Origin of the sequence: Acidovorax kalamii (assembly GCF_002245625.1) — a bacterium.
In the GTDB taxonomy this organism is placed as follows: domain Bacteria; phylum Pseudomonadota; class Gammaproteobacteria; order Burkholderiales; family Burkholderiaceae_C; genus Acidovorax; species Acidovorax kalamii.
Window position 1 is genome coordinate 446905 of record NZ_NOIG01000008.1, and the last position, 22561, is coordinate 469465.

At 65.6% G+C, this 22561-nt stretch carries 17 protein-coding genes; 15 read left to right on the forward strand and 2 right to left on the reverse strand.

The genetic code is table 11. The features are described 5' to 3' along the window. Nucleotides 1–157 precede the first annotated feature (157 nt). Nucleotides 158–1702: a YifB family Mg chelatase-like AAA ATPase gene (locus tag CBY09_RS13405; protein WP_094290091.1), complete on the reverse strand. Its 1545-nt coding sequence runs from the start codon at nt 1700–1702 to the stop codon at nt 158–160. A 225-nt stretch (nt 1703–1927) separates the two neighbouring features. Here CBY09_RS13405 and CBY09_RS13410 point away from each other — a divergent pair, with 225 nt between their 5' ends. The 10 genes from CBY09_RS13410 to CBY09_RS13455 all read left to right on the forward strand — a co-directional run bounded on the left by CBY09_RS13410 (nt 1928) and on the right by CBY09_RS13455 (nt 11154). Continuing rightward, a complete protein-coding gene (locus tag CBY09_RS13410) occupies nt 1928–2659 on the forward strand; it encodes a TorF family putative porin (RefSeq protein WP_094290092.1) in 732 nt (243 codons plus the stop codon). A gap of 43 nt (nt 2660–2702) precedes the next feature. Beyond that, entirely contained in the window at nt 2703–3041 is a 339-nt protein-coding gene (gene glnK / locus CBY09_RS13415; RefSeq protein WP_063461033.1) for a P-II family nitrogen regulator, read from the forward strand. A 36-nt stretch (nt 3042–3077) separates the two neighbouring features. Continuing rightward, nucleotides 3078–4628, forward strand: coding sequence for an ammonium transporter (amt, locus tag CBY09_RS13420; RefSeq protein ID WP_094290093.1), 1551 nt, complete (start codon nt 3078–3080; stop codon nt 4626–4628). A 275-nt stretch (nt 4629–4903) separates the two neighbouring features. Then, the gene (gene glcE / locus CBY09_RS13425; protein ID WP_094290094.1) at nt 4904–6034 is read left to right on the forward strand and encodes a glycolate oxidase subunit GlcE; all 1131 of its coding nucleotides are present in this window, start codon (nt 4904–4906) and stop codon (nt 6032–6034) included. A gap of 32 nt (nt 6035–6066) precedes the next feature. After that, nucleotides 6067–6876 carry a YoaK family protein gene (locus tag CBY09_RS13430; RefSeq protein WP_094290095.1) on the forward strand — a complete coding sequence of 270 codons (810 nt, stop codon included), beginning with the start codon at nt 6067–6069 and terminating at the stop codon, nt 6874–6876. 45 nt (nt 6877–6921) lie between these two features. Next, complete coding sequence (glcF, locus tag CBY09_RS13435; protein WP_094290096.1) at nt 6922–8175, forward strand: glycolate oxidase subunit GlcF; 1254 nt, start codon at nt 6922–6924, stop codon at nt 8173–8175. Between the two features lie 130 nt (nt 8176–8305). Then, nucleotides 8306–9199, forward strand: a complete 894-nt coding sequence (locus CBY09_RS13440; RefSeq protein WP_240515715.1) for a ProQ/FINO family protein — start codon at nt 8306–8308, stop codon at nt 9197–9199. A gap of 188 nt (nt 9200–9387) precedes the next feature. Beyond that, on the forward strand, nt 9388–9675 hold the full coding sequence (locus CBY09_RS13445) for a DUF2798 domain-containing protein (protein ID WP_094290098.1): 288 nt from the start codon (nt 9388–9390) through the stop codon (nt 9673–9675). Between the two features lie 187 nt (nt 9676–9862). Then, nucleotides 9863–10354, forward strand: a complete 492-nt coding sequence (locus CBY09_RS13450; protein ID WP_094290099.1) for a GyrI-like domain-containing protein — start codon at nt 9863–9865, stop codon at nt 10352–10354. Between the two features lie 65 nt (nt 10355–10419). Then, nucleotides 10420–11154 carry a helix-turn-helix transcriptional regulator gene (locus CBY09_RS13455; RefSeq protein ID WP_094290100.1) on the forward strand — a complete coding sequence of 245 codons (735 nt, stop codon included), beginning with the start codon at nt 10420–10422 and terminating at the stop codon, nt 11152–11154. Between the two features lie 10 nt (nt 11155–11164). Here the strand turns inward: CBY09_RS13455 and CBY09_RS13460 are convergent, their stop codons facing one another. Next, entirely contained in the window at nt 11165–12142 is a 978-nt protein-coding gene (locus tag CBY09_RS13460) for a LytTR family DNA-binding domain-containing protein (protein WP_094290101.1), read from the reverse strand. Between the two features lie 166 nt (nt 12143–12308). Here CBY09_RS13460 and CBY09_RS13465 point away from each other — a divergent pair, with 166 nt between their 5' ends. The 5 genes from CBY09_RS13465 to CBY09_RS23715 all read left to right on the forward strand — a co-directional run bounded on the left by CBY09_RS13465 (nt 12309) and on the right by CBY09_RS23715 (nt 22401). After that, nucleotides 12309–13541, forward strand: a complete 1233-nt coding sequence (locus tag CBY09_RS13465; protein ID WP_094290102.1) for an acyltransferase family protein — start codon at nt 12309–12311, stop codon at nt 13539–13541. 315 nt (nt 13542–13856) lie between these two features. Beyond that, nucleotides 13857–16406 carry a type VI secretion system tip protein TssI/VgrG gene (tssI, locus tag CBY09_RS13470; RefSeq protein WP_094290103.1) on the forward strand — a complete coding sequence of 850 codons (2550 nt, stop codon included), beginning with the start codon at nt 13857–13859 and terminating at the stop codon, nt 16404–16406. 65 nt (nt 16407–16471) lie between these two features. Beyond that, nucleotides 16472–16903, forward strand: coding sequence for a DcrB-related protein (locus CBY09_RS13475; protein ID WP_094290104.1), 432 nt, complete (start codon nt 16472–16474; stop codon nt 16901–16903). Between the two features lie 144 nt (nt 16904–17047). Further along, complete coding sequence (locus CBY09_RS13480; protein WP_094290105.1) at nt 17048–21841, forward strand: RHS repeat-associated core domain-containing protein; 4794 nt, start codon at nt 17048–17050, stop codon at nt 21839–21841. Further along, the gene (locus tag CBY09_RS23715) at nt 21832–22401 is read left to right on the forward strand and encodes a hypothetical protein (protein WP_133066289.1); all 570 of its coding nucleotides are present in this window, start codon (nt 21832–21834) and stop codon (nt 22399–22401) included. Before CBY09_RS13480 ends, CBY09_RS23715 begins: the two co-directional genes overlap by 10 nt. Nucleotides 22402–22561 lie beyond the last annotated feature (160 nt).

Here is a 22561-nt window from a genome sequence, read left to right on the forward strand (position 1 = left end):
GGGGCGATTGTGGCGGCGCAGGTTGGAGATGGGTGCAAGACAGCAGAAAATTTGATTCAAATCAGCCGTCTGCGCCTGTCTGTATTGCCTATTTAGCTATAAAAATGATAGTTGGCAAAGGGTGAAAACCCGCAGCGGCGCACCCGTGGCGTGCGCCTCAGGCGGGGTGGCGCAGCACGCGGCGGTACTGCACGGCCTCGGCCACATGGCCCACCTCGGTGTCGGCAGCGCCTGCCAGGTCGGCAATGGTGCGGGCCACCTTGAGCGCGCGGTGGGTGCTGCGCGCCGACCAGCCCAGGCGGGCGGCAGCGGTGTTCAGGAACTTCGCTGCCGCGTCCTGCAGCTGCAGATGGGCGTCGATCTCCTGGCCCTGCAGCGCCTGGTTGGCCTTGCCCTGGCGGGCGAGTGCGCGCTGGCGGGCCTGCTCGACCCGCATGCGCACGGCGGTGGTGGATTCACCCGCCGGGGCCTGCACCAGCTGTTCGGCGGGCAGGGCGGGCACCTCCACATGCAGGTCGATGCGGTCCAGCAGCGGGCCGCTGAGCTTGGCCTGGTAGCGGTTCACCTGGTCGGGTGTGCAGCGGCACGCGCGCTGCGTGGAGCCCAGAAACCCGCAGGGGCAGGGGTTCATGGCCGCAATCATCTGAAAGCGCGCCGGAAACTCCGCGCGCTGCGCGGCGCGGGCGATGGTGATGTGCCCGGTCTCCAGCGGCTCGCGCAGGGCCTCCAGCGCGGCCCTGGGGAATTCCGGGAGTTCGTCCAAAAAAAGGACCCCCTGATGGGCCAGGGAGATTTCGCCCGGGCGCGGGGGCGACCCGCCACCCACCAGCGCCACCGCGCTGGCCGTGTGGTGCGGCTGGCCGGTCGGCCGCTGGCCCCAGGCCTCGGGGCGAAAGCGCCCGGCCAGGCTGGCAATGGCGGCGCTTTCCAGCGCTTCTTCCACCGTCATCGCAGGCAGCAGGCCCGCAAAACGCTGGGCCAGCATCGATTTGCCCGAGCCCGGTGGTCCGGCCATCAGCACGCTGTGGCCGCCCGCCGCGGCAATCTCCAGCGCGCGTTTGGCGCCGGCCTGGCCCTTCACGTCGGCCATGTCGGGGCCGGTGGTGCGGGTGGCCAGGGGCGTGGCCGCCAGGCGGGTCCAGCCGTCGTTGGCCACGTCGGCATCGCCGCCCGCCACGCTGCCCGGGGGCAGAAAGGCGCGCACCACGTCCAGCAGGTGGCGCGCGCGCACCACCTGGGCAGCGGGAACCAGGGCTGCTTCTTCGGCGCTGCCGGGTGGCAGCACCAGCTGGGTGTCGATCTGCTGCGTCTGCAGTGCCAGGCTGGTGGCCAGCGCGCCGCGCACGGGGCGCAGTTCGCCCGACAGCGACAGTTCGCCCGCAAATTCGTAGCCTGCCAGGCGGCTGGCGTCCACCTGGCCGCTGGCGGCAAGGATGCCCAGGGCAATCGGCAAATCGAAGCGGCCCGAGTCCTTGGGCAGATCGGCGGGTGCGAGATTGACCGTGATGCGTTTGTTGGTGGGGAACTCCAGCCCCGCGTTCTGCAGCGCCGAGCGCACGCGCTCACGGGCCTCCTTGACCTCCACCTCGGCCAGCCCCACCAGCGTGAAGCTGGGCAGGCCGTTGGCCAGATGCACTTCCACGGTGACAGAAGGCGCCGACATCCCCAGAAGGGCGCGGCTTTGCACCAAAGCAAGACTCATGAAGCGGTTTCTCCCCAGATGGGTGCGTTTGTGGGTGTTTTGGCGCGGGCTTGTGGGTTTTTGCACCAGATGGGTGCGTTGTGCCCGGCGCGATCCCCACCACTGTACTGGGGATTGTTGTAACCCAACGCAACCGCGCCCGGGCCGCATGCGCTGGGCCTGTGGAGGCAATGGCACGGTCCGTGCTTAAAGCGCTTGTCCCTACTTTGTCCAACCGGAGGAAACATGACCCGCGCCATCATCAAGACCCTGGGCGTTGCCCTTGTTGCAACCCTTCCCATGCTGGCCAGTGCCCAGCTCACCGGCAACGTCAGCCTGACCACCAACTACAAGTTCCGTGGCCAGGACCAGGACGCCACCAAGGCCAAGGCCGTCAAGCCCGCCCTGCAAGGCGGCTTTGACTACGCCTTCGGCGAGTCCGGCTGGTACGTGGGCAACTGGAACTCCAGCGTGGACTGGCTGACCAACAACTCGCTCGAATCCGACCTGTATGGCGGCTACAAGTTCAAGGCCGCAGGCGCTGACTTCGATGTGGGCGCGCTGACCTACATCTACCCCGGCAACAGCAATGGCAACACCACCGAGCTGTATGGCGCGGCCACCCTGGGCCCCTTCACTGCCAAGTACTCGCACACCATCTCCAAGGACTACTTCGGCTTTGCCGGTGCCAAGTCCGGCTCGGGCCTGAAGGGCCGCAACACGGGCTACCTGAACTTCGCGTTTGCCCAGGAAGTGGCTCCCAGCGTCACGGTGAAGGCCTCGGTGGGCTTCACGCGCTTTGCCAGCGACATCAAGGACACCGGTGTGCCCAACTACATGGACTACAGCCTGGGTGGCGCGTATGACTTCGGCGGTGGCCTGTCGCTGGGTGCGGCCGTGGTCGGCGCCAACAAGAAGGCCTTCTTCGGCCACGTGAACAAGTCGCGCGTGATCGTCACGCTGACTAAAACCCTGTAAATCTCAATGGGCGCCCCGGGCGCCCATTCCGGAGGAATCCAAAATGAAAATGGTGACAGCCATCATCAAGCCCTTCAAGCTGGACGAAGTGCGCGAAGCGCTTTCGGACATCGGCGTGCAAGGCATCACGGTCACTGAGGTCAAGGGTTTTGGCCGCCAGAAGGGCCACACCGAGCTGTACCGTGGTGCAGAGTACGTGGTGGACTTCCTGCCCAAGGTCAAGATCGAAGCCGCCATCGCGGACGACCTGGTGGACCGCGTGATCGAGTCCATCGAGACCGCTGCGCGCACCGGCAAGATCGGTGACGGCAAGATCTTTGTGACCCACCTGGAGCAGGTGGTGCGCATCCGCACGGGCGAAACCGGCAAGGAAGCCCTGTAAGGGCCCGGTCGCAACAGACACAAGAGAAGAAATGCCATGAAAAAACTGCTTGCTTCCTTCATTCTGGGGCTGGGTCTGCTGACCATGGGCAATCTGTCCCTGGCCCAGGCCCCAGCCGCCGAACCGGCAGCCGCCACCGCCGCTGCCCCGGCTGCTGACGCCGCTGCACCCGCAGCTGCACCCGCAGCTGCTGCCGCACCGGCCGCAGCACCCGCCGCTGCTCCTGCTGCTGCAGCAGAAGCGCCAGCGCCCGTCCCCAACAAGGGGGACACGGCCTGGATGATGACGTCCACCCTGCTGGTGATCCTGATGGTTCTGCCCGGCCTGGCGCTGTTCTACGGCGGCCTGGTGCGCAGCAAGAACATGCTGTCCGTGCTCATGCAGGTTATGGTCACGTTCTCGCTGATCGTGGTGCTGTGGTTCATCTACGGCTACAGCCTGGCCTTCACTGAAGGCGGTGCCTTCATCGGTGGTTTCGACCGCCTCTTCATGAAGGGCATCTGGGACAACGCGGCAGGCACGTTCGCCAACGCGGCCACGTTCAGCAAGGGTGTCGTGATTCCGGAAGTGGTGTTCGCCGCCTTCCAGGCCACGTTCGCCGGCATCACCTGTGCCCTGATCGTCGGTGCGTTCGCCGAGCGCATCAAGTTCAGCGCTGTCATGCTGTTCATGGTGCTGTGGTTCACCTTCAGCTACCTGCCGATCGCCCACATGGTGTGGTTCTGGATGGGCCCTGACGCCTATGCCTCCAAGGAAGTGGCCGACGCCATGACCGGCAAGGCCGGCCAGATCTGGCAGTGGGGTGCTCTGGACTTCGCTGGCGGTACCGTGGTGCACATCAACGCCGCTGTGGCGGGCCTGGTGGGCGCGTTCATGGTGGGCAAGCGCATCGGCTACGGCAAGGAAGCCATGGCGCCTCACAGCCTGACGCTGACCATGGTGGGCGCCTCGCTGCTGTGGGTGGGCTGGTTCGGTTTCAACGCCGGTTCTGCCCTGGAAGCCAACGGCTTTGCCGCCCTGGCCTTCATCAACACGCTGGTGGCCACCGCCGCTGCCGTGCTGGCATGGTGCATCGGTGAAGCGCTGATGCGTGGCAAGGCGTCGATGCTGGGTGCCGCTTCGGGTGCCGTGGCGGGCCTGGTGGCCGTCACGCCGGCTGCTGGCAACGTCGGCATCGGCGGTGCACTGGTGATCGGCCTGGTGGGTGGTTTTGCCTGCCTGTGGGGTGTCAATGGCCTCAAGAAGCTGCTGGGTGCAGACGACTCGCTCGACGTGTTCGGCGTGCACGGCATCGGCGGCATCGTGGGTGCCCTGCTGACCGGCGTGTTCAACTCGCCTTCCCTTGGCGGCCCCGGCTACGTGGCTGACTGGGTGACCGCTTCCATGGTCACGGCGGCCGACTACTCCATCGCTGCTCAGGTGTGGACACAGGCCAAGGCCGTGCTGCTGACCATCGTGTGGTCGGGTGTGGTGTCCTTCGTGGCCTACAAGATTGTGGACCTGACCCTGGGCCTGCGTGTCACGGAAGAAGACGAACGCGAAGGTCTGGACATCACATCGCACGGCGAAACGGCGTACAACCGCTGATCTTCGACCCTGCGCCCCACGCGCTGCGGTGTCTGGTGGCACCGTGGCGTGGTAGCAAGAAAAACAAGCGAGTTACTCCTCTGGGTTCTTTGGCCCGCCGACCACCGGCGGGCCATTTTTGCGCCAGCAGGAGGCTCGCTTGGCTTGTTCTGGAGCAGGGGCGTCGCGCCCCTTGCTGTCCCCTTCCACCAGACCGCTGTCCTTCACAAGCGCTGTTCAAAAAATTCACGCGCCCCGCCTGCCGTGCCGCACACCGCTGCCGCTACGATGCACGGATGGACTTTTCCCTTGCCCCGATTGCCGAGCGTGTGCGTGCCGCTGCGGCCGACCAAACCCCGTTGCGCATCCGTGGCGGGGGCACCAAGGACTTCCACGGCCTGGCCCTGCACGGCGAGGTGCTCGACACCCGGGGGCTGCGCGGCATCGTGAGCTACGAGCCCAGCGAGCTGGTCGTTACCGTGCGCGCCGGCACCCCGCTGGCCGAGCTGGAGGCCGCGCTGGCCGAGCGTGGCCAGTGCCTGCCGTTTGAGCCACCCCATTTCGCCAAGACCTCTTCGGACGCTGCCACCGTGGGCGGCATGGTGGCGGCGGGTCTGTCGGGCCCCGCCCGCGCCAGCGTGGGCGCCGTGCGCGACTACCTGCTGGGCATGACGGTGCTCAACGGCAAGGGCGAGCTGCTGACCTTTGGCGGCCAGGTCATGAAGAACGTGGCGGGGTACGACGTGTCACGCCTCATGGCGGGCGCCTGGGGCACGCTGGGCCTGCTGACCGAGGTGAGCCTCAAGGTGCTGCCCGTGGCGCCCGGCGAAGCCACGCTGCGCTTTGACGACATTGCCCAGGCCAACGCCCTGCGCCAGCTGCACGCATGGGGCGGCCAGCCGCTGCCCCTGAACGCGAGCTGCTGGGTGCAAGACGGTGGCGTGGGCACGCTCTATGTGCGCCTGCGCGGCGCCGTGGCGGCGGTGGAGGCCGCGTGCAAGACCATGGGTGGCACGCGCATGGACGACAACGCCGTCGTGGCCGCCGACTGGGCCGCCTGCCGCGAGCAGACCCTGCCGTGGTTCACCGATCGCGCGCAGCGCCCCGACCACGCGCTGTGGCGCCTGTCCGTGCCCGCCACCGCCCCGGTGCTGGCCCTGCCGGGCGGTGCCGAGCCGCTGGTGGAGTGGCACGGCGCACTGCGCTGGGTGCAGGCCCCTGAATCGGCGGGCGAGGCCCTGCGCGAAGCCGCACGGGCTGTGGGTGGAAATGCTTCTGTTTTTGTAGCTGCAAGCGCAGGTGGGACAGGCGCAAAAGGCCTTTTTGACCTCAAATCCGCAGCACTGGAGCAGATCCACGCCCGGCTCAAGCACAGCTTTGACCCGGCAGGCATCTTCAACCCCGGCCGCGTGGCACGGGCCTGGTAAGCGCAGCCGCCCGACTCTCGTCCCGCCCCCGCATGCGACGCCTTCGCCACCTCACCGGACACCGCCGCACGGTGGCCAGCAACCGGGTGCTGGGCCTGCTGCTGGCGTTCAATGCGGGCGCCGTGAATGCCGGGGGCTTCCTGGTCGTGCATCTCTACACCTCGCACATGACCGGCTTTCTGTCCTCGCTGGCCGACAACCTGGTGCTGGGCCAGATGAAGCTGGTGCTGGGGGCCATTGGAGCGCTGTGGGCCTTCCTGTCCGGCGCGGGCACCACGGCCATCATGGTCAACTGGGCGCGCCAGCGCAGGCTGCGCAGCACCTTTGCGCTGCCGCTGCTGCTGGTGGCCGTGCTCATGCTGCTGTTTGGCCTGGTGGGCGCCATCACCCTGAGCTGGCCCACGCCGTTTGCAGTGCCACTCACAGTGCTGCTGCTGTCCTTCATCATGGGCCTGCAGAACGCCACGGTGACCAAGATGTCCTCGTCCCAGATCCGCACCACGCACATGACCGGCGTGGTGACCGACCTGGGCATCGAGATGGGCAAGATGCTCTACTGGAACCGCACCGGCACTGCGCCCGAGTCGCAGGTGCGCGCCAACCAGGCCCGGCTGCGGCTTTTTGCCGGGCTGCTGGGGATGTTCCTGGTGGGCGGCATTGCGGGTGCGGCGGGCTTCAAGCATGTGGGCTTTGTGTTTGTGGTGCCGCTGGCGCTGGTGCTGCTGGCCCTGTCGCTGCCCCCGCTGTGGGCCGACCGCGCCCGGCTGCGCCAGCCCTGGCGCAAGGCGCTGGCGCTGCAGGCGCCGCTGGATCCGCCCCTGGACCCTCCGACCGCGCGCTGAATCCGTTCTGACATTTTTTCTGCTTCCTCCGCCCAGGCATGCACCATGCAAACCCAGCTCTCTCCTGAATACCGCGCCCGTGCCGACGGCCTCGCGGCCGAAGCCATCCTGCGCAAATGTGTGCACTGCGGCTTTTGCACCGCCACCTGCCCCACCTACCAGCTGTTGGGCGACGAGCTGGACGGCCCGCGCGGCCGCATCTACCTCATCAAGCAGGTGCTCGAAGGCGAGACGCCCACGCGCAAGACCCAGATGCACCTGGACCGGTGCCTGACCTGTCGCAACTGCGAAAGCACCTGCCCGAGCGGCGTGCAGTACGGCCACCTGGTGGACATCGGTCGCAAGATCGTCGATGAAAAAGTGCCCCGCCCCGTGGGCGAAAAAGCCCTGCGCTGGGCGCTGAAGGAAGGCCTGCCATCGCCCCTGTTTGCCCCCGCCATGAAGGCCGGGCAACTGGTGCGCGGCCTGCTGCCCGAGGCCCTGAAGGCCAAGGTGCCCGCACCGCAGGACGCTGGCGCCTGGCCCACCCGCGAACATGCGCGCAAGGTGCTCATGCTGGCGGGCTGCGTGCAGCCGGCCATGATGCCCAACATCAACACCGCCACGGCGCGCGTTCTCGACGCGGTGGGCATCCAGACCGTGATCGCGCCCAAGGCAGGCTGCTGCGGCGCCGTCAAGTTCCACCTCAACGACCAGGCAGGGGGCATGGCCGAGATGCGCGCCAACATCGACGCCTGGTGGCCGCTGGTCGAAGCAGGCGGGGTCGAGGCCATCGTCATGAACGCTTCGGGCTGCGGCGTCACCGTCAAGGAATACGGCCACATCCTGAAGGACGATGCGCAGTACGCCGCCAAGGCCGAGCGCATCAGCGCCCTCACGCGCGACCTGTCGGAACTGCTGCCCGCCCTGCTGCCCGAGCTGGCCACCAAGCTGCAGGGCCGGGTCAACCAGCCGGACACCCTGTATGCCTACCACCCCCCTTGCACGCTGCAGCACGGCCAGAAGCTGCGCGGCGGGGTGGAGGCGCACCTGAACCAGCTGGGCTTCCAGCTGCGCACTGCGCGCAACGACGCCCACCTGTGCTGCGGCTCGGCCGGCACGTACTCAGTGCTCAACCCTGAGCTGTCCTACCAGCTGCGCGACCGCAAGCTCGGCGTGCTGGCCGAGGCCTTTGGCGAGCAACCACCCGATGTGATCCTGTCGGCCAACATCGGCTGCATCACCCACCTGCAAAGCGGCACGGGCACAGCGGTGCGGCACTGGGTGGAGGTGCTGGACGAGGCGCTGAGCACCTCCTGACAGGGGCTGGCCGGGGCGCCGTCCGCCCTTGCACACAGCCCCTCGTTCCGGGCCTCCGATGGCTTGCGGGTGCAACACTGGCATGATCGAGGGTTTTGTCGCTTCCCATTCGCCCCCGAACCGCATTGCCATGACCGACTCCGCGTCCGCACAAGAACAACCCCACGCAGCCCCTGCCGCCCCCGTGGCCGCGCCTGTGGTGGCCGAATCTGCCGCCGCTGTGGCCACCGCTGCGCCTGCCGATGAAGCCGGTGCGGCCCAGCCGCAGCGCAAGGGCGGGTCCCGCCGGGGTGGCCGCAACCGCCGCAAGCCCGAGGGGCGCCCGGCGCCCGAAGGGGCGGCCGAGGCTGCCGCACTTGGTGCAGCCCCGCGTGCGCCCCAGCGCGTGCATCCGGCGCTGGAGCAACTCGCGGCGCTGTACCCGCACCTGTTTGGCGCGGTGTTCCGTCCGCTCAAGCGCGGCATCTTCCAGGACATCCTGGCCGCCCATCCCGAACTGTTCGAGCGCGAGGCGCTCAAGGTGGCGCTGGGCCTGCACACCCGCTCCACGCGCTACCTGCAAAGCGTGGCGGCGGGCGACAAGCGCCACGATCTGCAAGGCCAGCCGGTGGAGGCCATGGCGCCCGAGCATGTGCACCACGCGCTGCTGGAGGTCTACCGCCGCAAGAAGGCCCGCGCCACCGAAGACCTGCTGCCCAAGCTGCGCAACCGCATGATTGCTGCGTTCGAAGCCTCGGGCCTCACGCGCGAGGACTACACCGCCCGGGTAGCAAGCCGCGACGAATCGGCCAACGCCCTGCTCGAAGAAGCCTTTGCCGACTGGGCCGCCCGCAACGCCAAGGACGAAGCCTTGCTGCGTGCGTTTGAAGCCAGTGGCCAGACGCTGGATGCCTTTGCTGACATGTACGGCCTGGTGCCCCGCACCGTGGGCCAGCAGATCGAACGTGCGCGCCGCCTGGCCGCCGCACGGGCGCAGGCCAGCGGGGCTGCGGAGCCTGTTGTGTCTGCAGGCCACAGCGACTAAGCCCAAAGCGACCAAGGCCGACCCGGCCTAGAATCGCCCCCGCGACCCGGTTCATGGGTTGCCGTAAGCGTTTACGTCAATCAACGTGCCAACCAACACCGGCCCTGCCGGGGTGGTGGCCCCCAGCCTGCCGATGCCGCAGGGCGGGGGCGGCACCTTGCTTGGCCGGTTTGCTTTCTGGAACTTCAATGAACCAACCTTCCTCGCTTCCCCCGTCTTCCCGCCAGACCTTCCTCGGTCTGCCCAAGCTGCCCGCACGCTCGGCGGCCTGGGTCATGCCGCTGCTGTTGTCGCTGCTCATGACCTTCATCGTGTCCCTGATCAGCACGGTGCGCGTCGCGGGCCTCACGCTGGAGCTTCCGCGCCTGTGGCTCAGTGCCTGGGCGCTGTCCTGGGTGGTGGCCTTCCCCACGCTGCTGCTGGTGCTGCCGGTGGTCCGCCGCGCCACGGCGGCCATCGTCGCGCAGCCCGACTGACCGGTGGTGGAGGCGGGCGCCTGGTGCCTCCCCGCCTCGGCCATTGCGCCCATGCCGGGCCACCGGGGTGGGCGCAGGCTACTGACATCAGGCTGTCAGCAGCGTGCAAGCACCATGCCTCTCTCGCACGGCGCCCTGTGGCCCGTGCACCGATTTCATTCACTGAAGACGAGAGAGAGGACTTGCCATGACCCAGACCACCACCCCTACCCCCTTGCGGATCCCCGCGTTCAGCGTGGCCGGCATTGCTGTGCGCACGCGCAACAGCGAAGAGATGAACCCCGCCGTTGCACGCCTGGGCGGCCTGTGGAACCGTTTTTTCAGCCAGAGCTGGGAGCGCAAGCTGCCCAGCCGGGGCGACGATGGCCGCATCTTCGGCGTGTACAGCGGCTATGAGTCCAACGAGCATGGCGCCTTCGACGTGACCGCCGGTGTGGCCGTTGCCGAGCCAGAGCTGGTGCAGAAGACCGTGCCCGGCGCGCACCGCGTTGACATCGAGGCGGGTGACTACCTCGTGTTCAGCGGCGAGGGCGACATGCCGCAGATGGTGATCGACACCTGGGTCCGCATCTGGCATTACTTTGCCGAAAATCCCCAGGTGCGGCGCCGTTTTGGCACGGATTTCGAGGCCTACGAAGGGCCCGACAAGGTGGCCATCCATGTAGGTGTTGTGCTATAAATAATATAGCTATAAGTGCTTGATGGACAGGCGGTAGAGCCTTAAAACACTGGTATTCTCCGCCTATGCGCCGTGCCGACCGCCTGTTCCAGATTGTTCAGCTCATCCGTGGGCGGCGCCTGTCCACGGCCGCCTTTCTGGCCGATCGGCTCGAAGTCTCGGCCCGCACCATCTACCGCGACGTGGCGGACCTCCAGCACCAGGGCGTGCCCATTGAGGGCGAGGCCGGTGTGGGCTACCGCCTGGGTGCGGGTTTCGAGCTGCCGCCGCTGATGTTCAGCCAGGGCGAGGCCAATGCGCTGGTGGCTGCCGCGCGGCTGGCCCAGGCCTGGCTCGACGCCGGGCTGGCGCGCGAGGTGGAGGGCGCCCTGGGCAAGATTCTGTCGGTGCTGCCCCCGGCCGCGCGTGTGGCGGCCGAGGCCCAGGCGCTTTATGCGCCGTCCGTGGGGCTGGACCCGCGCGCCCAGGCCACGCTGCAGGCGCTGCGCGAGGCGGTGCACAGCCGCCATGTGGTGCAGATCGACTACGCCGATGTGCACGGCCGCCCCAGCCTGCGCCGCCTGCGGCCGCTGGGCTGCTTCTACTGGGGCAAGGTCTGGACGCTGTCGGCCTGGTGCGAGCTGCGCAATGACTTCCGGGGCTTTCGCATCGACCGCATCGTGGACCTGGTGGTGCTCGAAGAACAGTTCCGCCAGGAGCCCGGCAAGACGCTCGCCGACATGCTGCGCAAGGTGGAGGCCGAGATGGCCGCCTGCCCGCCCGAGTGGGCACCAGCGCGGACACCGGGTCTCACTGCCTGAGGGGCCGCTCTCAGCCCACGCGGGGCGCCAGCCCATCCCGATAGCGGCGGCTGCAGGGCACGGTGCTGCCGTCCTTCATCACCAGGCGCGCATCGCCGCTGTCCAGCGGCTCGATCATGGCGATGGCGTCCAGGTTGACGGCGTAGCTGCGGTGCACGCGCACGAAGCGCGCCGGGTCCAGCTGGGCCAGAAAATCGGTGAGCGTGGAGCGCAGCAGGTAGTCGTGCCCGTTCACATGCAGGCCCACGTAGTTGGCCTCGGCCTGCAGCCAGGCGATGTCGGCGGCAGCGATCAGGAATTCGCGCCGCAGCTTGCGTACCAGAAAGCGCTCGGGCCGTGCCGGGGTGGGCGGTGGCGCAGGGGGGATGTCCGGCTCTGGTGCAGCCGGGGCCACGGGCGGCGGCGCAGGCTGGGGCTCTGCAGGGCCTGGGGCGGTAGCGGCCAGGGCCGGGGCCGGGGCCGGTTCGGGCGCATCCAGCACGCGCGCCTCGCCCTGCAGGCGCAGCAGCAAGAAGCGGTAGCCCACCAGCGTGCTCACGATGAGCACATAGGTGCGCACGTCCTTGAGGTATTCATAGCCCCAGGCGGCCCACCAGGTCCCGGGGCGGTAGGGTGTGTCCAGCATGGCGTAGGCGGCGTGGCGCAGCGCCAACATCCCGGCCAGGTGCAGGGTGCAATAGACCACGCTGCCCAGCACATGCCAGGGCAGGTGGCGCGCCAGGGTGTCCCAGTGCAGCCCAAAGCGCCGCTCGAACGCCACCACGGCCGGGATCAGTGCCGCCACCACGACCACGCTGGAGACCTCCCACACCCAGGGCTCCCAGGCCAGCACCTGCCGCCCGGCGCCGGCCAGGTCGAGCGAGGTCACCACCGCGTTGAACACCGCCTGCACCAGCAGCACCGTGGCCCAGAAGCCTACCTCGGCGCGGCGGCGCAGCGCCGGGTTGCGCAGGTAGCGGTCGGGCCAGGTGGGGGCGACAGAGGTCATGCCCTAGTGTAGGCAGCCGGGGTGGGACGGGCCCTAGTGGCCGCCGCCGCTCGTCCCGTGGGGCCACCGCTGGTCCCAGGCAAGGGTGGGGCCATCCCATCACCGGGCCGCCCGCACGGTGCCCGGCCCACCATGGCGCATCTTTTGTCCCGGAGCCCCTCATCCCATGTCCCCCCGCCGCCACGACATCGACGCCCTGCGCGCCCTGGCCTTTGCCCTAGTCATCCTGTACCACGTTGCCATGTTTTATGTGGCCGACTGGCACTGGCACCTCAAAAGCCCCCATGCGGCCGAGTGGCTGCAGGCGCCCATGCGCGCGCTCAACCTGTGGCGCATGGATCTGGTGTTCCTCATCTCCGGCCTGGCCTTCGGGCTGGTGGCCCGGGGGCAGACCCCGGCGGGCCTCATCCGCCAGCGCAGCCTGCGCCTGCTGCTGCCCCTGGCCTTTGGCATGGCCGTGGTGGTGCCCTACCAGGCCTATGCGCAGGGCGTGGCCAACGGCCTGATCGCGCCGGGGTTTGGCGCGTTTTTGCTGCGTTACCACCCCGGCAGCCGCTGGCCCGCCGGGGCGTTCGATGGCTGGGAGGTGGGCATCACCTGGAACCATCTCTGGTACCTGGCCTACCTCTGGGTCTACACCGTGGTGCTGGCGCTGCTGCTGCCCCTGGCCGAGTCCGACGTCGGCCAGCGTCTGCGCCAGGCCTTCGCCCGGCTGCGGGGCGCGCGGCTGGTCGTGGTGCCCGTGCTGCCGCTGGCGCTGTACTCGGTGCTGCTGTGGCCGCATTTCCCGCCCACCCATGACCTGGTCCAGGATGCCTGGTTGCACGCCGTGTACTTCACCGTGTTCGTCTATGGCTACTGGATCGGGCTGGATGCGGGCCTGTGGGCCGAGCTGGTGCACCAGCGCTGGCGCACCCTGGGCCTGGCGCTGGGCTTGCTGGTGCTGTACCTGGGGCTGCTGGGCCTGGCGCAGCAACACAGCGTGCGCGCTGCACGCCTGCCGCTGCGTGTGCTGGCGGATGCCTACCTCTGGGCTGCGCTGCTGGCCATCCTGGGCTGGGCCCACCACCGGCTCAACCGCCCCTGGTCGTGGCTGCGCTGGGCAAACGCATCGGTCTACCCTTGGTACGTGCTGCACCAGACGGTGATCATCGTGCTGGTGGTGGTTTTTTCACCCTGGCACCTGGGTCCTGTGGCGGAGCCCGTGCTGCTGGTGGCGGGCACGGTGGCGCTGTGCTGGGGGATCACAGCGGTAGTGCAGCGTGTGTGGTGGCTGCGGCCGCTGTTCGGGCTGGCGCGCAATGTCCCGAATAGCACCCCTGCCAGCGCGCTGCACAAGGGTACAGGTGAAGCCAGCGCCGTGGTGCATGACCGCGCCGCTCGTACAACGAGTCCATGACCTGCGCTTCAGCAATCCGGCGCCCACTGTGGCGCAGCACCCCGCTGCCGGCGTAGATCGGCCGCGAGCCGGTGCTGCGCCGCCAGGCGGATGGCCGGCGTGAACGAAATCGTTGGAACTTGGTTGCGTGCTGAATTCAGCGGGTTACACAGCCGGTTTGGTTGCAAATAGTCTCTTTTATTCCAGCCTGGTTACCGTGGTTACTTTTTGCGGTAATTTTGTGAATTTCAAAGGAGGGCCTGACAACTGAAAATACCCCTTCGATAGCTATCATGCCCAGCCATCCAAACCAACGGGCTCGATAGTCAGCAGCACATGGAACGCCGCGTCACCATTCAAACGCCCTTGGGCGAACAACTCAAGTTCAGGCAGCTGCAAGGCACGGAAGAAATCAGCCAGCTGTTCGCTCTGGATGTGGATTTGCTGAGCGATAGCAAAAGCATCGATCCCAAGGCGCTGCTGGGCAAGAATGCCACGATCGTGGTCGAGACAGAAGGCGGGGGCAAGCGCCATATCGATGGCATCGTCACCCGGTTCGGCATGCAGGGCCAGGACCACCGGATGTATTCCTACCGCGCCCGCCTGAGCCCGTGGCTGTGGCTGGCCACACGGAAAAGCGATTTCAAGATATTCCAGAACAAAACGGTTCCGGAGATTATTGAAGAGGTCCTGGGAAAATATGGGCAGCCATTCGATAAGAAATTGACGCGCACTTATCGCACTTGGGATTATTGCGTTCAATATAACGAAACAGATTGCCAGTTCGTATCTCGTCTCATGGAGCACGAGGGAATCTATTACTACCACCAGCATTCCCCTGGGCAGCATGTGCTCACGCTGGCGGACGACATTGTTGCGTCGCACAGCGCCTTGCCCGGTGCCGCCACCATTCCCTTCTACCCGCCCGAAAAAGCCGCGATTTCCGACCGTGAATGCATCTTCGCGTGGGAGTCGGCGGAAGAGATCAAATCGGGTCGCCACTACAACGACGATTACGATTTCAAGAAGCCCAAAGCCGACCTGTCGAATATGCGCAAGATGCCGGCCGGCCACGCGCACGACAGCCATGAGATCTACGAGTGGCCCGGCGGCTACACCGAGTATGGCGATGGCGAGACGTATGTGCGTGTTCGCCTGCAGGAGAACCTCACCCGCGAGAGCGTCGTGCAAGGCAAGTCGAGTTGCCGCGCGCTGGTGCCCGGCTACACCTTCAGCCTGGAGAACTACCCGCGCGGCGACCAGAACCAGCAGTACCTCATCACGGCCGTCCAGTACCACTTTCAGGAAAATCCGGAAGTGAGCAGCGTTGCCAAACCGACGCCGAAAACCACCAAGGATGAGGTGGGCTCCATCCAGCGCTTCGTGCTGAAGGCTCAGCCCACCAGCATGGCCTTCACGCCGCCCCGTGTGACCCCAAAGCCTCGCAGCCAGGGCCCGCAAACTGCGGTGGTCGTGGGACCGCCGGGAGAGGAAATCTGGACCGACAAGTTCGGCCGCGTGAAGGTGCAGTTCCACTGGGACCGCATCGGAGCGATGGACGAGAACTCCAGCTGCTGGATCCGCGTGTCCCATCCCTGGGCGGGCGCGAAATACGGCGGCATCTTCACGCCACGCATTGGCCAGGAAGTGATCGTCGATTTCCTCAACGGCGACCCGGACTACCCCATCATCACCGGGCGTGTCTACAACGCGGACCAGATGCCGCCATGGGAGTTGCCCAAACACAAGACGCAGTCCGGCTTCCAGACCAACTGGAGCAAAGGCGGTGGCGGCAAGCACATGCTGCGGTTTGAGGACCAAAGAGGCATCGAGCACATCGAGCTCTCTACCGACCATGGCAATACGCACTTGCACATGGGTTACCTGATGAACCAAAGCACCGAGGCCAAGCGCAGCTATGGCTTTGAGCTGCGCACCAATGAGTGGGGTGCCATCCGGGCGGACAAGGGGCTGCTGATCACGACGTATACGCAGGATTTCAAGCAAAAGCTGGCGCACGACAACCCGGACGGCTTCGACGGCCTGGGTGAAGGCCTGGCCAATACGGCTTCGCTGATGGAGGAAGCAGGCGAGGCCGTCGCTGCCATGAACGGTGCCATCGAGGCCATCAATGGCCTCAAGACATCGCACATGATGGAGCTGAGTTCGGGAATCGCCGCGATGACCGGTGGCAAGGCTGCCATGGCCACCTTGTCGAAAGCGGCGGCTGCCATTGCTGCGCTCGCCGGCGACGGAGGAGGGGGGGGTGCAGGGGCCGAAACGCTCATGCCCACGAATACCGACCCGGCGATGCCGCAGTCGCAGGCGCTGCGAGAGCTTTCCAAGGACATCAGCAAGCCGGTGGTTTCGATCGTGAGCCCCGAAGGGCATTCGATGATCAGCCCCAAGCCCATCGTGATCAGCTCCGGGCAGAGCGCCTCCATGCATGCCAAACAGCACATCACGCTGTCCAGCGGCGCGCAGCTCACCCAACTGGCCAAGAGCGGCATGCTGACCCACGTGTCCGAAGGTGGTCAGCGCAACACCGTGTCCAAGGGCGACATTGCTTCGGAAGCCCAGACGGGCAACATGAACCTCACCGCCCAGCAGAACATCACCCTGGCTTCCAAGCAGGACACCGCCACCGTCGTCGGTGACCAGAACGTGAACATCCAGGCCACGAAGGATTCTGTGCTGGTGAAGGCGGCCAAGCACATCCGGTTGCAGGCGGGCGAGAGCATTACGCTGACCATCGGTGAGGGAGAAGGCGTCGCTTCGCTCAAGCTCACCGACAAAGGCGAAGTCGTCATCAAGGGCAAGAACGGCCTGATCAAGCTGAGCGAGTTGCTGGACGTTCACGGGGCGCCTATCCAGCTCAACTGCTGAATCAACCCCCTGCGCAGCAGATTTTTTTCGCCAGTACGACTGCATCACCACCAAAGAACCTTCGCATGCAATTCCACCTCAACGAAGGCAGCTTCACGCTGCCTGACGGCCTTCGGGACAACAGCATGAACATGCTGCTGACGGGCCGCAGTGGCCTGGACCTGAGCCTGATCATCACCCGGGACAGGCTGGAGCCTGGCGAATCCTTCGAGGCCTTCGTAGACCGCCAGATCAAGGCGGTGACGCTGCAGGTCAGCAAGTTTTCCATCCAGGAAAAACACGCGCAGAAGGCTCCCGACAGGGACCAAACCATTGCCGTGGAACTAGCCCAGCAGTTCACGCAGAACGGCCAGGTCATCTACCAGCGGCAACGCACGTGGCTGTTGCCGGACGCCGCCAGCGTGCTGGTGCTTACGGCGGCGTCTGCCGCGCCCATCACCGACGCGCAAAAGAATGCCTGGCTGGCCATCTGCGCAAGCTTCCAGCCGCGCCACTGAACCTGGCAGCGCCGGGTTGCGAGCCCGCGTCCCGGGAGCCGCTCTGACGCACATCGACGGACATCGGCACTCGTTGACGCCGCAGCACCCCATGGCGCAATCCTCCAGCCGCCACCACCCCTCGTTCCACGACCTCCTTCGCCCATGAGTCAGTTTCCACCAGCGGCCCGACTGGGCGACCCCATTGCCCACAGCAACGCCAACGCACGCCTGCTGGCCAAGGTGGTGGGCATAGCCGCAGGCGCTGCCGCGCTTGGTGCGCTGTGCGCTGGCACCATCGCGGCGGGGGTGACAGCGGGTGTTGCGGCCGTGGGCACCGTGGTCACGGGTGGGCTGGCGGCGCCGATCCTCGCGGGAGCCGTCGTGCTGACCGGAGCGCTGGCCACCCTCGCGGTCAGCATGGCGGGGGGCGCCATCGGAGAAAAAATTGCCGATTGGCTGGTCCCTGAAACCTGGGATGTGACCGGGGCCATCACGACCGGCTCACCCGATGTGTTCGTCAACAGCATTCCCGCTGCGCGGGCCACCAACGCGGTACCGCTGGACGAAGTGGTTTGCGGCAAGCACACCATCACGCCCGTCAACCTGATCGCGCAGGGCGCTGCGGTCGGACCCAAGCAGACCGTCATCAATGAAGCCCTGGCTGCCCGCAAGGGCGACAAGGTCGTGTGCGGGGCCACCATTCATGCAGGCTCGCCCAACGTCTTTATTGGCGGGGCTCCTGAGACGGTGCGTGACTACGACGACGAGGTCAATCCACTGCTGCGGGCGGCACTATTCATTGCGGAGGCCCGAAATCTCCTGAAGAACATCAAATGTCTCTGGAAACTGGTCAAGGATCCGAAGGCGCTCGTCAAAAACGCGGAATGCATGTTGAAGGCTGCGCAAGCCGCAGGCTCAGCGGCCATGACCGTGCCGGCCATCCTGGGCAACCCTGTGCACATCGCCACGGGCGCCAAGCTCCTGGCCGATGGGAGCGACCTGGACTTCGTGCTGCCAGGCGTGCTGCCCGTGGCGTGGCAGCGCATCTACAACAGCCTGGACGAGCGCAGCGACGGCCCGCTGGGCCGCGGCTGGAGCACACCCTACACGGTGCAGCTGCACCTGGACCACGATCCGCAGGGCCGGCCCGCCGTCACCTACTACGACGCAGATGGGCGCGACATACAGTTCACCCGCCCGGCGCCGGGGCAAGGCCTGTTCAGCGTCGCTGAGGGGATCGGCGTGCTGTGCAGTGAAGGCGGTGACTACGTCGTCGTCACAGCCGAAGGCACGTACCAATGGTTCGGCCAGACGCCCGCCGGGAGCGTGGGTGATGCTGCGGCGGTGGGCGTATTGCACCTGCAGCGCATCGAGGACCGCAACGGCAATTACCACGCGCTGCGCTACGGTGACCACGGTGTGCTCACCCATGTGGCGGACAGCGCAGGCCGGCTCCTGGAGTTTCTGTATGTTCCGGGCACTGCCCGGCTTCAGCAGATTCATCTGCGCGTGGGCGCTGATGGCGAGGCTGCGCAGGCGCTGGTGAACTACTGCTACGACGCCGCAGGCCAACTGGCCGAAGTGAGAGACCGCGCAGGGCAGACGACGCGCAGGTTTACCTATGCAAATGGCCGCATGGCGAGCCACCAGCTGCCCGGTGGCTTGCTGTGCAGCTACGAATGGCAGGAGTTTGCCCAAGGCATCGGCAATCGCCCTGGCCCCCATGCGCGCGTGGTGCGGCACTGGACGGGCGACGGCGAAGCGTATGCCTTTGAATACGGCCTGCATGGCGACGGCAGCGGCAGCACCCAGGTCACCGACGGCCTGGGCCGCCGTCAGCAGTGGCACTGGAATGCCGACCATGAGATCACCCGCCACACGGACGCTCTGGGCCACACCACCACGCAGGTGTGGGGCACCACCAAAGAGCTGCTGGGCCATACGGATGCGCTGGGGCGATCCACCACGTACACCTACGACGACGCTGGCAACCTCACCTCAGAAACGGACGCCCTGGGACGCACGCACCGCCAGCGCTGGAGCCCCGGCCCGGCCAGCCTGCTGGTCGCGACGGAAGACCCCGGCGGCGGAACCTGGCGCTACCAGTACGACGACCACGGCAATCTGGTGGCGGAGACCGACCCTCTGGGCCACGTGACCCGCTACGCGAACGACGACCGAGGCCTGCCCGTTCTGGTGACCGATGCCCACGGCGGGCGCAAGCAGCTGCGCTGGGATGCCAGGGGCCTGCTGACCGCCTACACCGATTGCAGCGGCAAGACCACCCGCTACACGTACGACGCGCAGGGCCACCTTCACCAGGAAATCGACACCCTGGGCCAGTCCACCGTCTTCGAGCGCGACCCGCTGGGCCGGCTGTTGCAGCTGACCCTGCCGGACGGAGCGCAGCACCAGTACCGCTATGACGCGGCGGGCCAGTGCGTGATTGCCACCGACGCGCTGGGCCATACCACCAGCTACAGCTACAACCAGCGCGGCCAGCTGACTGGGCGCTCCAAAGCGGTTGGTGCACTCACCAGCAACATCCAGCTGGGGTATGACGCGGCACGGCGCTTGTCGGCGCTGGTCAATGAAAACCGCCAAGCGTACCGGTTCTCGTACGACGCGGCGGACCGCCTGGTGGCCGAGACCCGCATCGACGGCACCCGGCAAGTGCTGCACTACGATGCAGCCCACCAAGTCGTCGGCGTGACCGAACACCCCATGCCCCTGGGCCAGGGCGACGCCGTGCCGGGCCACGCCGAGGTGCAGCCCATCCACACCCAGTTGGTGCGCGATGCCGCGGGCCATCTGGTTCAGAAGAACGTCTACACACCCGGTGCGGCAGCGCAGGCGGGCGCAGCCGCAACGCAGGCGCCGCCCGAGCTGCAAGCCCGGATCGACTATGCATACAGCCCCACCGGCGACTTGCTGACGGCGCAACACAGCACGCCTCTGGGCGAAGTCGTTGCACAGCACACCTGGCAATACGACGCTTTGGGCCAGGTACTGCAGGAAACCGCCGGGCACGCCGTACAAGGTCAGCAGCGCAGCAGCGCGCTGCACCACCAATACGACGCATTGGGCAACCGCATCGGCACCAGGCTGCCGGACGGGCGCGCGCTGAACCACCTGTACTACGGCAGCGGCCACCTGCACCAGATCAACCTGGACGGTGCCGTGCTGGCCGACATCGAGCGCGACGACCTGCACCGCGAGGTGCTGCGCACGCAAGGCCGTCTGGCCAGCCGTTTTGCCTACGACAGTGTTGGTCGCAAAGCGGCGGCCTGGGTGCGGCCAGCCATGCTGCGGGTAGGGCGCGGCATCGGCACCGACCCAGGTGCCGATGGCCCGTGGAGCCCCCACAGCGCAGACTGGAGCCAGCGCTTGCAGCAGCGGCACAACGCCGAAGACGTGCTGCTCAAACGCTACAGCTACGACAGGAACGGAGAACTCACCAGCGTGGAGCACAGCCAGCAGGGGCATACCCTGCACCGCTACGACCAGGGCGGGCGCATCACGCAGACGCTGTCGAACCAGCCCGAGCGCAACGAAAACTTTCACTACGACCTGGCGGGCAACCGCATCAGCGCGCTGGAAGAAAGCAGCCTCAGCAGCCAGGGCCGAGGCTGGGTGCAAAACAACCGCGTCAAGGTGCTGCAGGACAAGCGCTACGACTACGACGGCTTCGGCCGGCTGATCAGAAAACGCATCGGCAGCCACACGGAGCAGCACTACCGCTATGACCACCAGCACAGGCTGACCCAGGTGGCGGTGGTGCGGGCGGGCAAAGACGGTCAGCCGCAAAGCCAGGTCTTCAGCTACCAGTACGACGCACTGGGCAGGCGCATCGCCAAGACCGACAGCTTTGGCACCACGCACTTCATCTGGGAAGGGATGCGGCTGCTGCAGGAAAGCCGGGGTGAGCAGGCGAGTACCTACATCTACGAGCCAGGTGGCTACGTGCCCCTGGCGCGCATCGACGGAAGTGGCGCCATAGAGCCACACGCTGCGGCGGCGCATGCGCTGGGCGGAGGATCAGACAAGGCACAAGGCAAGCAAGCCAGCGTGCCCATGACCAACCCGGGCTGGAGCGACCGGTTCAACGTGGGGGCGGCTGCGAACGATGGGCCCACCGATGGCTTTGCCAGAGCGGATGCAAAGACCACGGCCGCAGCCGCAACTCCAACGGCGCAGGCAGCGCAGGTGTATTACTTCCACACGCAGCCCAACGGCCTGCCGGAAGAACTCAGCGACACCAGCGGCCACCTGGTGTGGACAGCGCTGTACAGCACATGGGGCAGTACGGTCCGGGAGGAATGGCAAAGCTACGACGAAGCGGGAAGACCTGTTCAGCGGCTGCAACAGCAGTCAGCGAACCAGACAGTGCAGCTTCAGCAGAACCTGCGGATGCAGGGGCAGTACCTGGACAGGGAAACGGGGCTGCACTACAACACGTTCCGGTACTACGACGCGGACCTGGGGGCGTTTACGACGCCGGATCCGATTGGGCTGTCGGGCGGGTTGAACCTGCACCAGTATGCGCCCAACCCCATAGCATGGATTGATCCTTGGGGGTGGGCGTCTAAGGGTTATGACGTGTCAGGGCAGACTGCCGGTCACGACACTGTTAGTAGAGGGGCGCACGTGAACGTTCACGGTCCCGGGCTGCCCAACGGCGGGGGCCATGTGGGCTTCGTCCCCAATCAGAAAGGTACTGGACTAACGATGACGCGAGAAGACGCAGCGACTCGAAATCTCAATGACAAACAGTGGGCTAAGGTCCAGGAAGCTGTCGGTAAGCATTTGGACAACCCCAAGGAAGTAGATCGCCTTTCAAAGATCGCACAGATGGGAGTTGATAATAATCCTAAAGGCAATCGTGCTAATGAGATGGCAAAGGTTAGAGATATAGCACGACAGCACCACACTGCGGGTACGAATCCATGTCGCTGAAAGAGAAAATGTTAGCGGTTGTAGAGGAAATTTCTGGTGAATACTCTTCTAAATTGTTTTTGCCAGGTGTGCAATGCCTGGATGTTGAAAATGAGTCGTATATTATTTATACCGTCAAAAATGACGTTCGGCCGAGCTTGAGCCGATTCTCCGGGTCTCGGTTGGAAATCATTTTTGATGTGCAGCGTGGTTTTGCGTTAAATGGCCATTTTCTAAAATTTCAAGGAGTACATACCAAAATCGGTTATCTCTTGAAAAGGCTGACACTATCTTTAACGAAGTGCAATTTGTATTTTTCTGATGATTTCGAGTATTTGTATGCTGTTGATGCCGCTTCGGATTTGGTTGTGGAGTTTCATTTTAGGGTGAGAAATTATTATGTTGGAGCCATTTCTTTGAAAACAAAATTTGGTAATGAGGTGCAATCTTCACTAGTAAAATCACTTGAAGGCAAGTATTTGAGATTTGAAGATTTGACGAAGTACGCCTCAAAAAAACAGTTCGACGCGGTTTCTAAAATATTGGATGCAGTAAAGCGCAGCCGGAAGGCTGAGATATAGCATTGGCCTCCAAATGCAAATGACTCAGCAAAGATGCAGCTGCTGCAAAAGATTGACAGCAACGCAATTAAAGCGATAAAGCAAGAAGTGGAGCGACAACGACGCGAGCGGCGTGTGCAACTTAGCAACTAGATCGGACATATCGTTCTCAAGTGGTGAG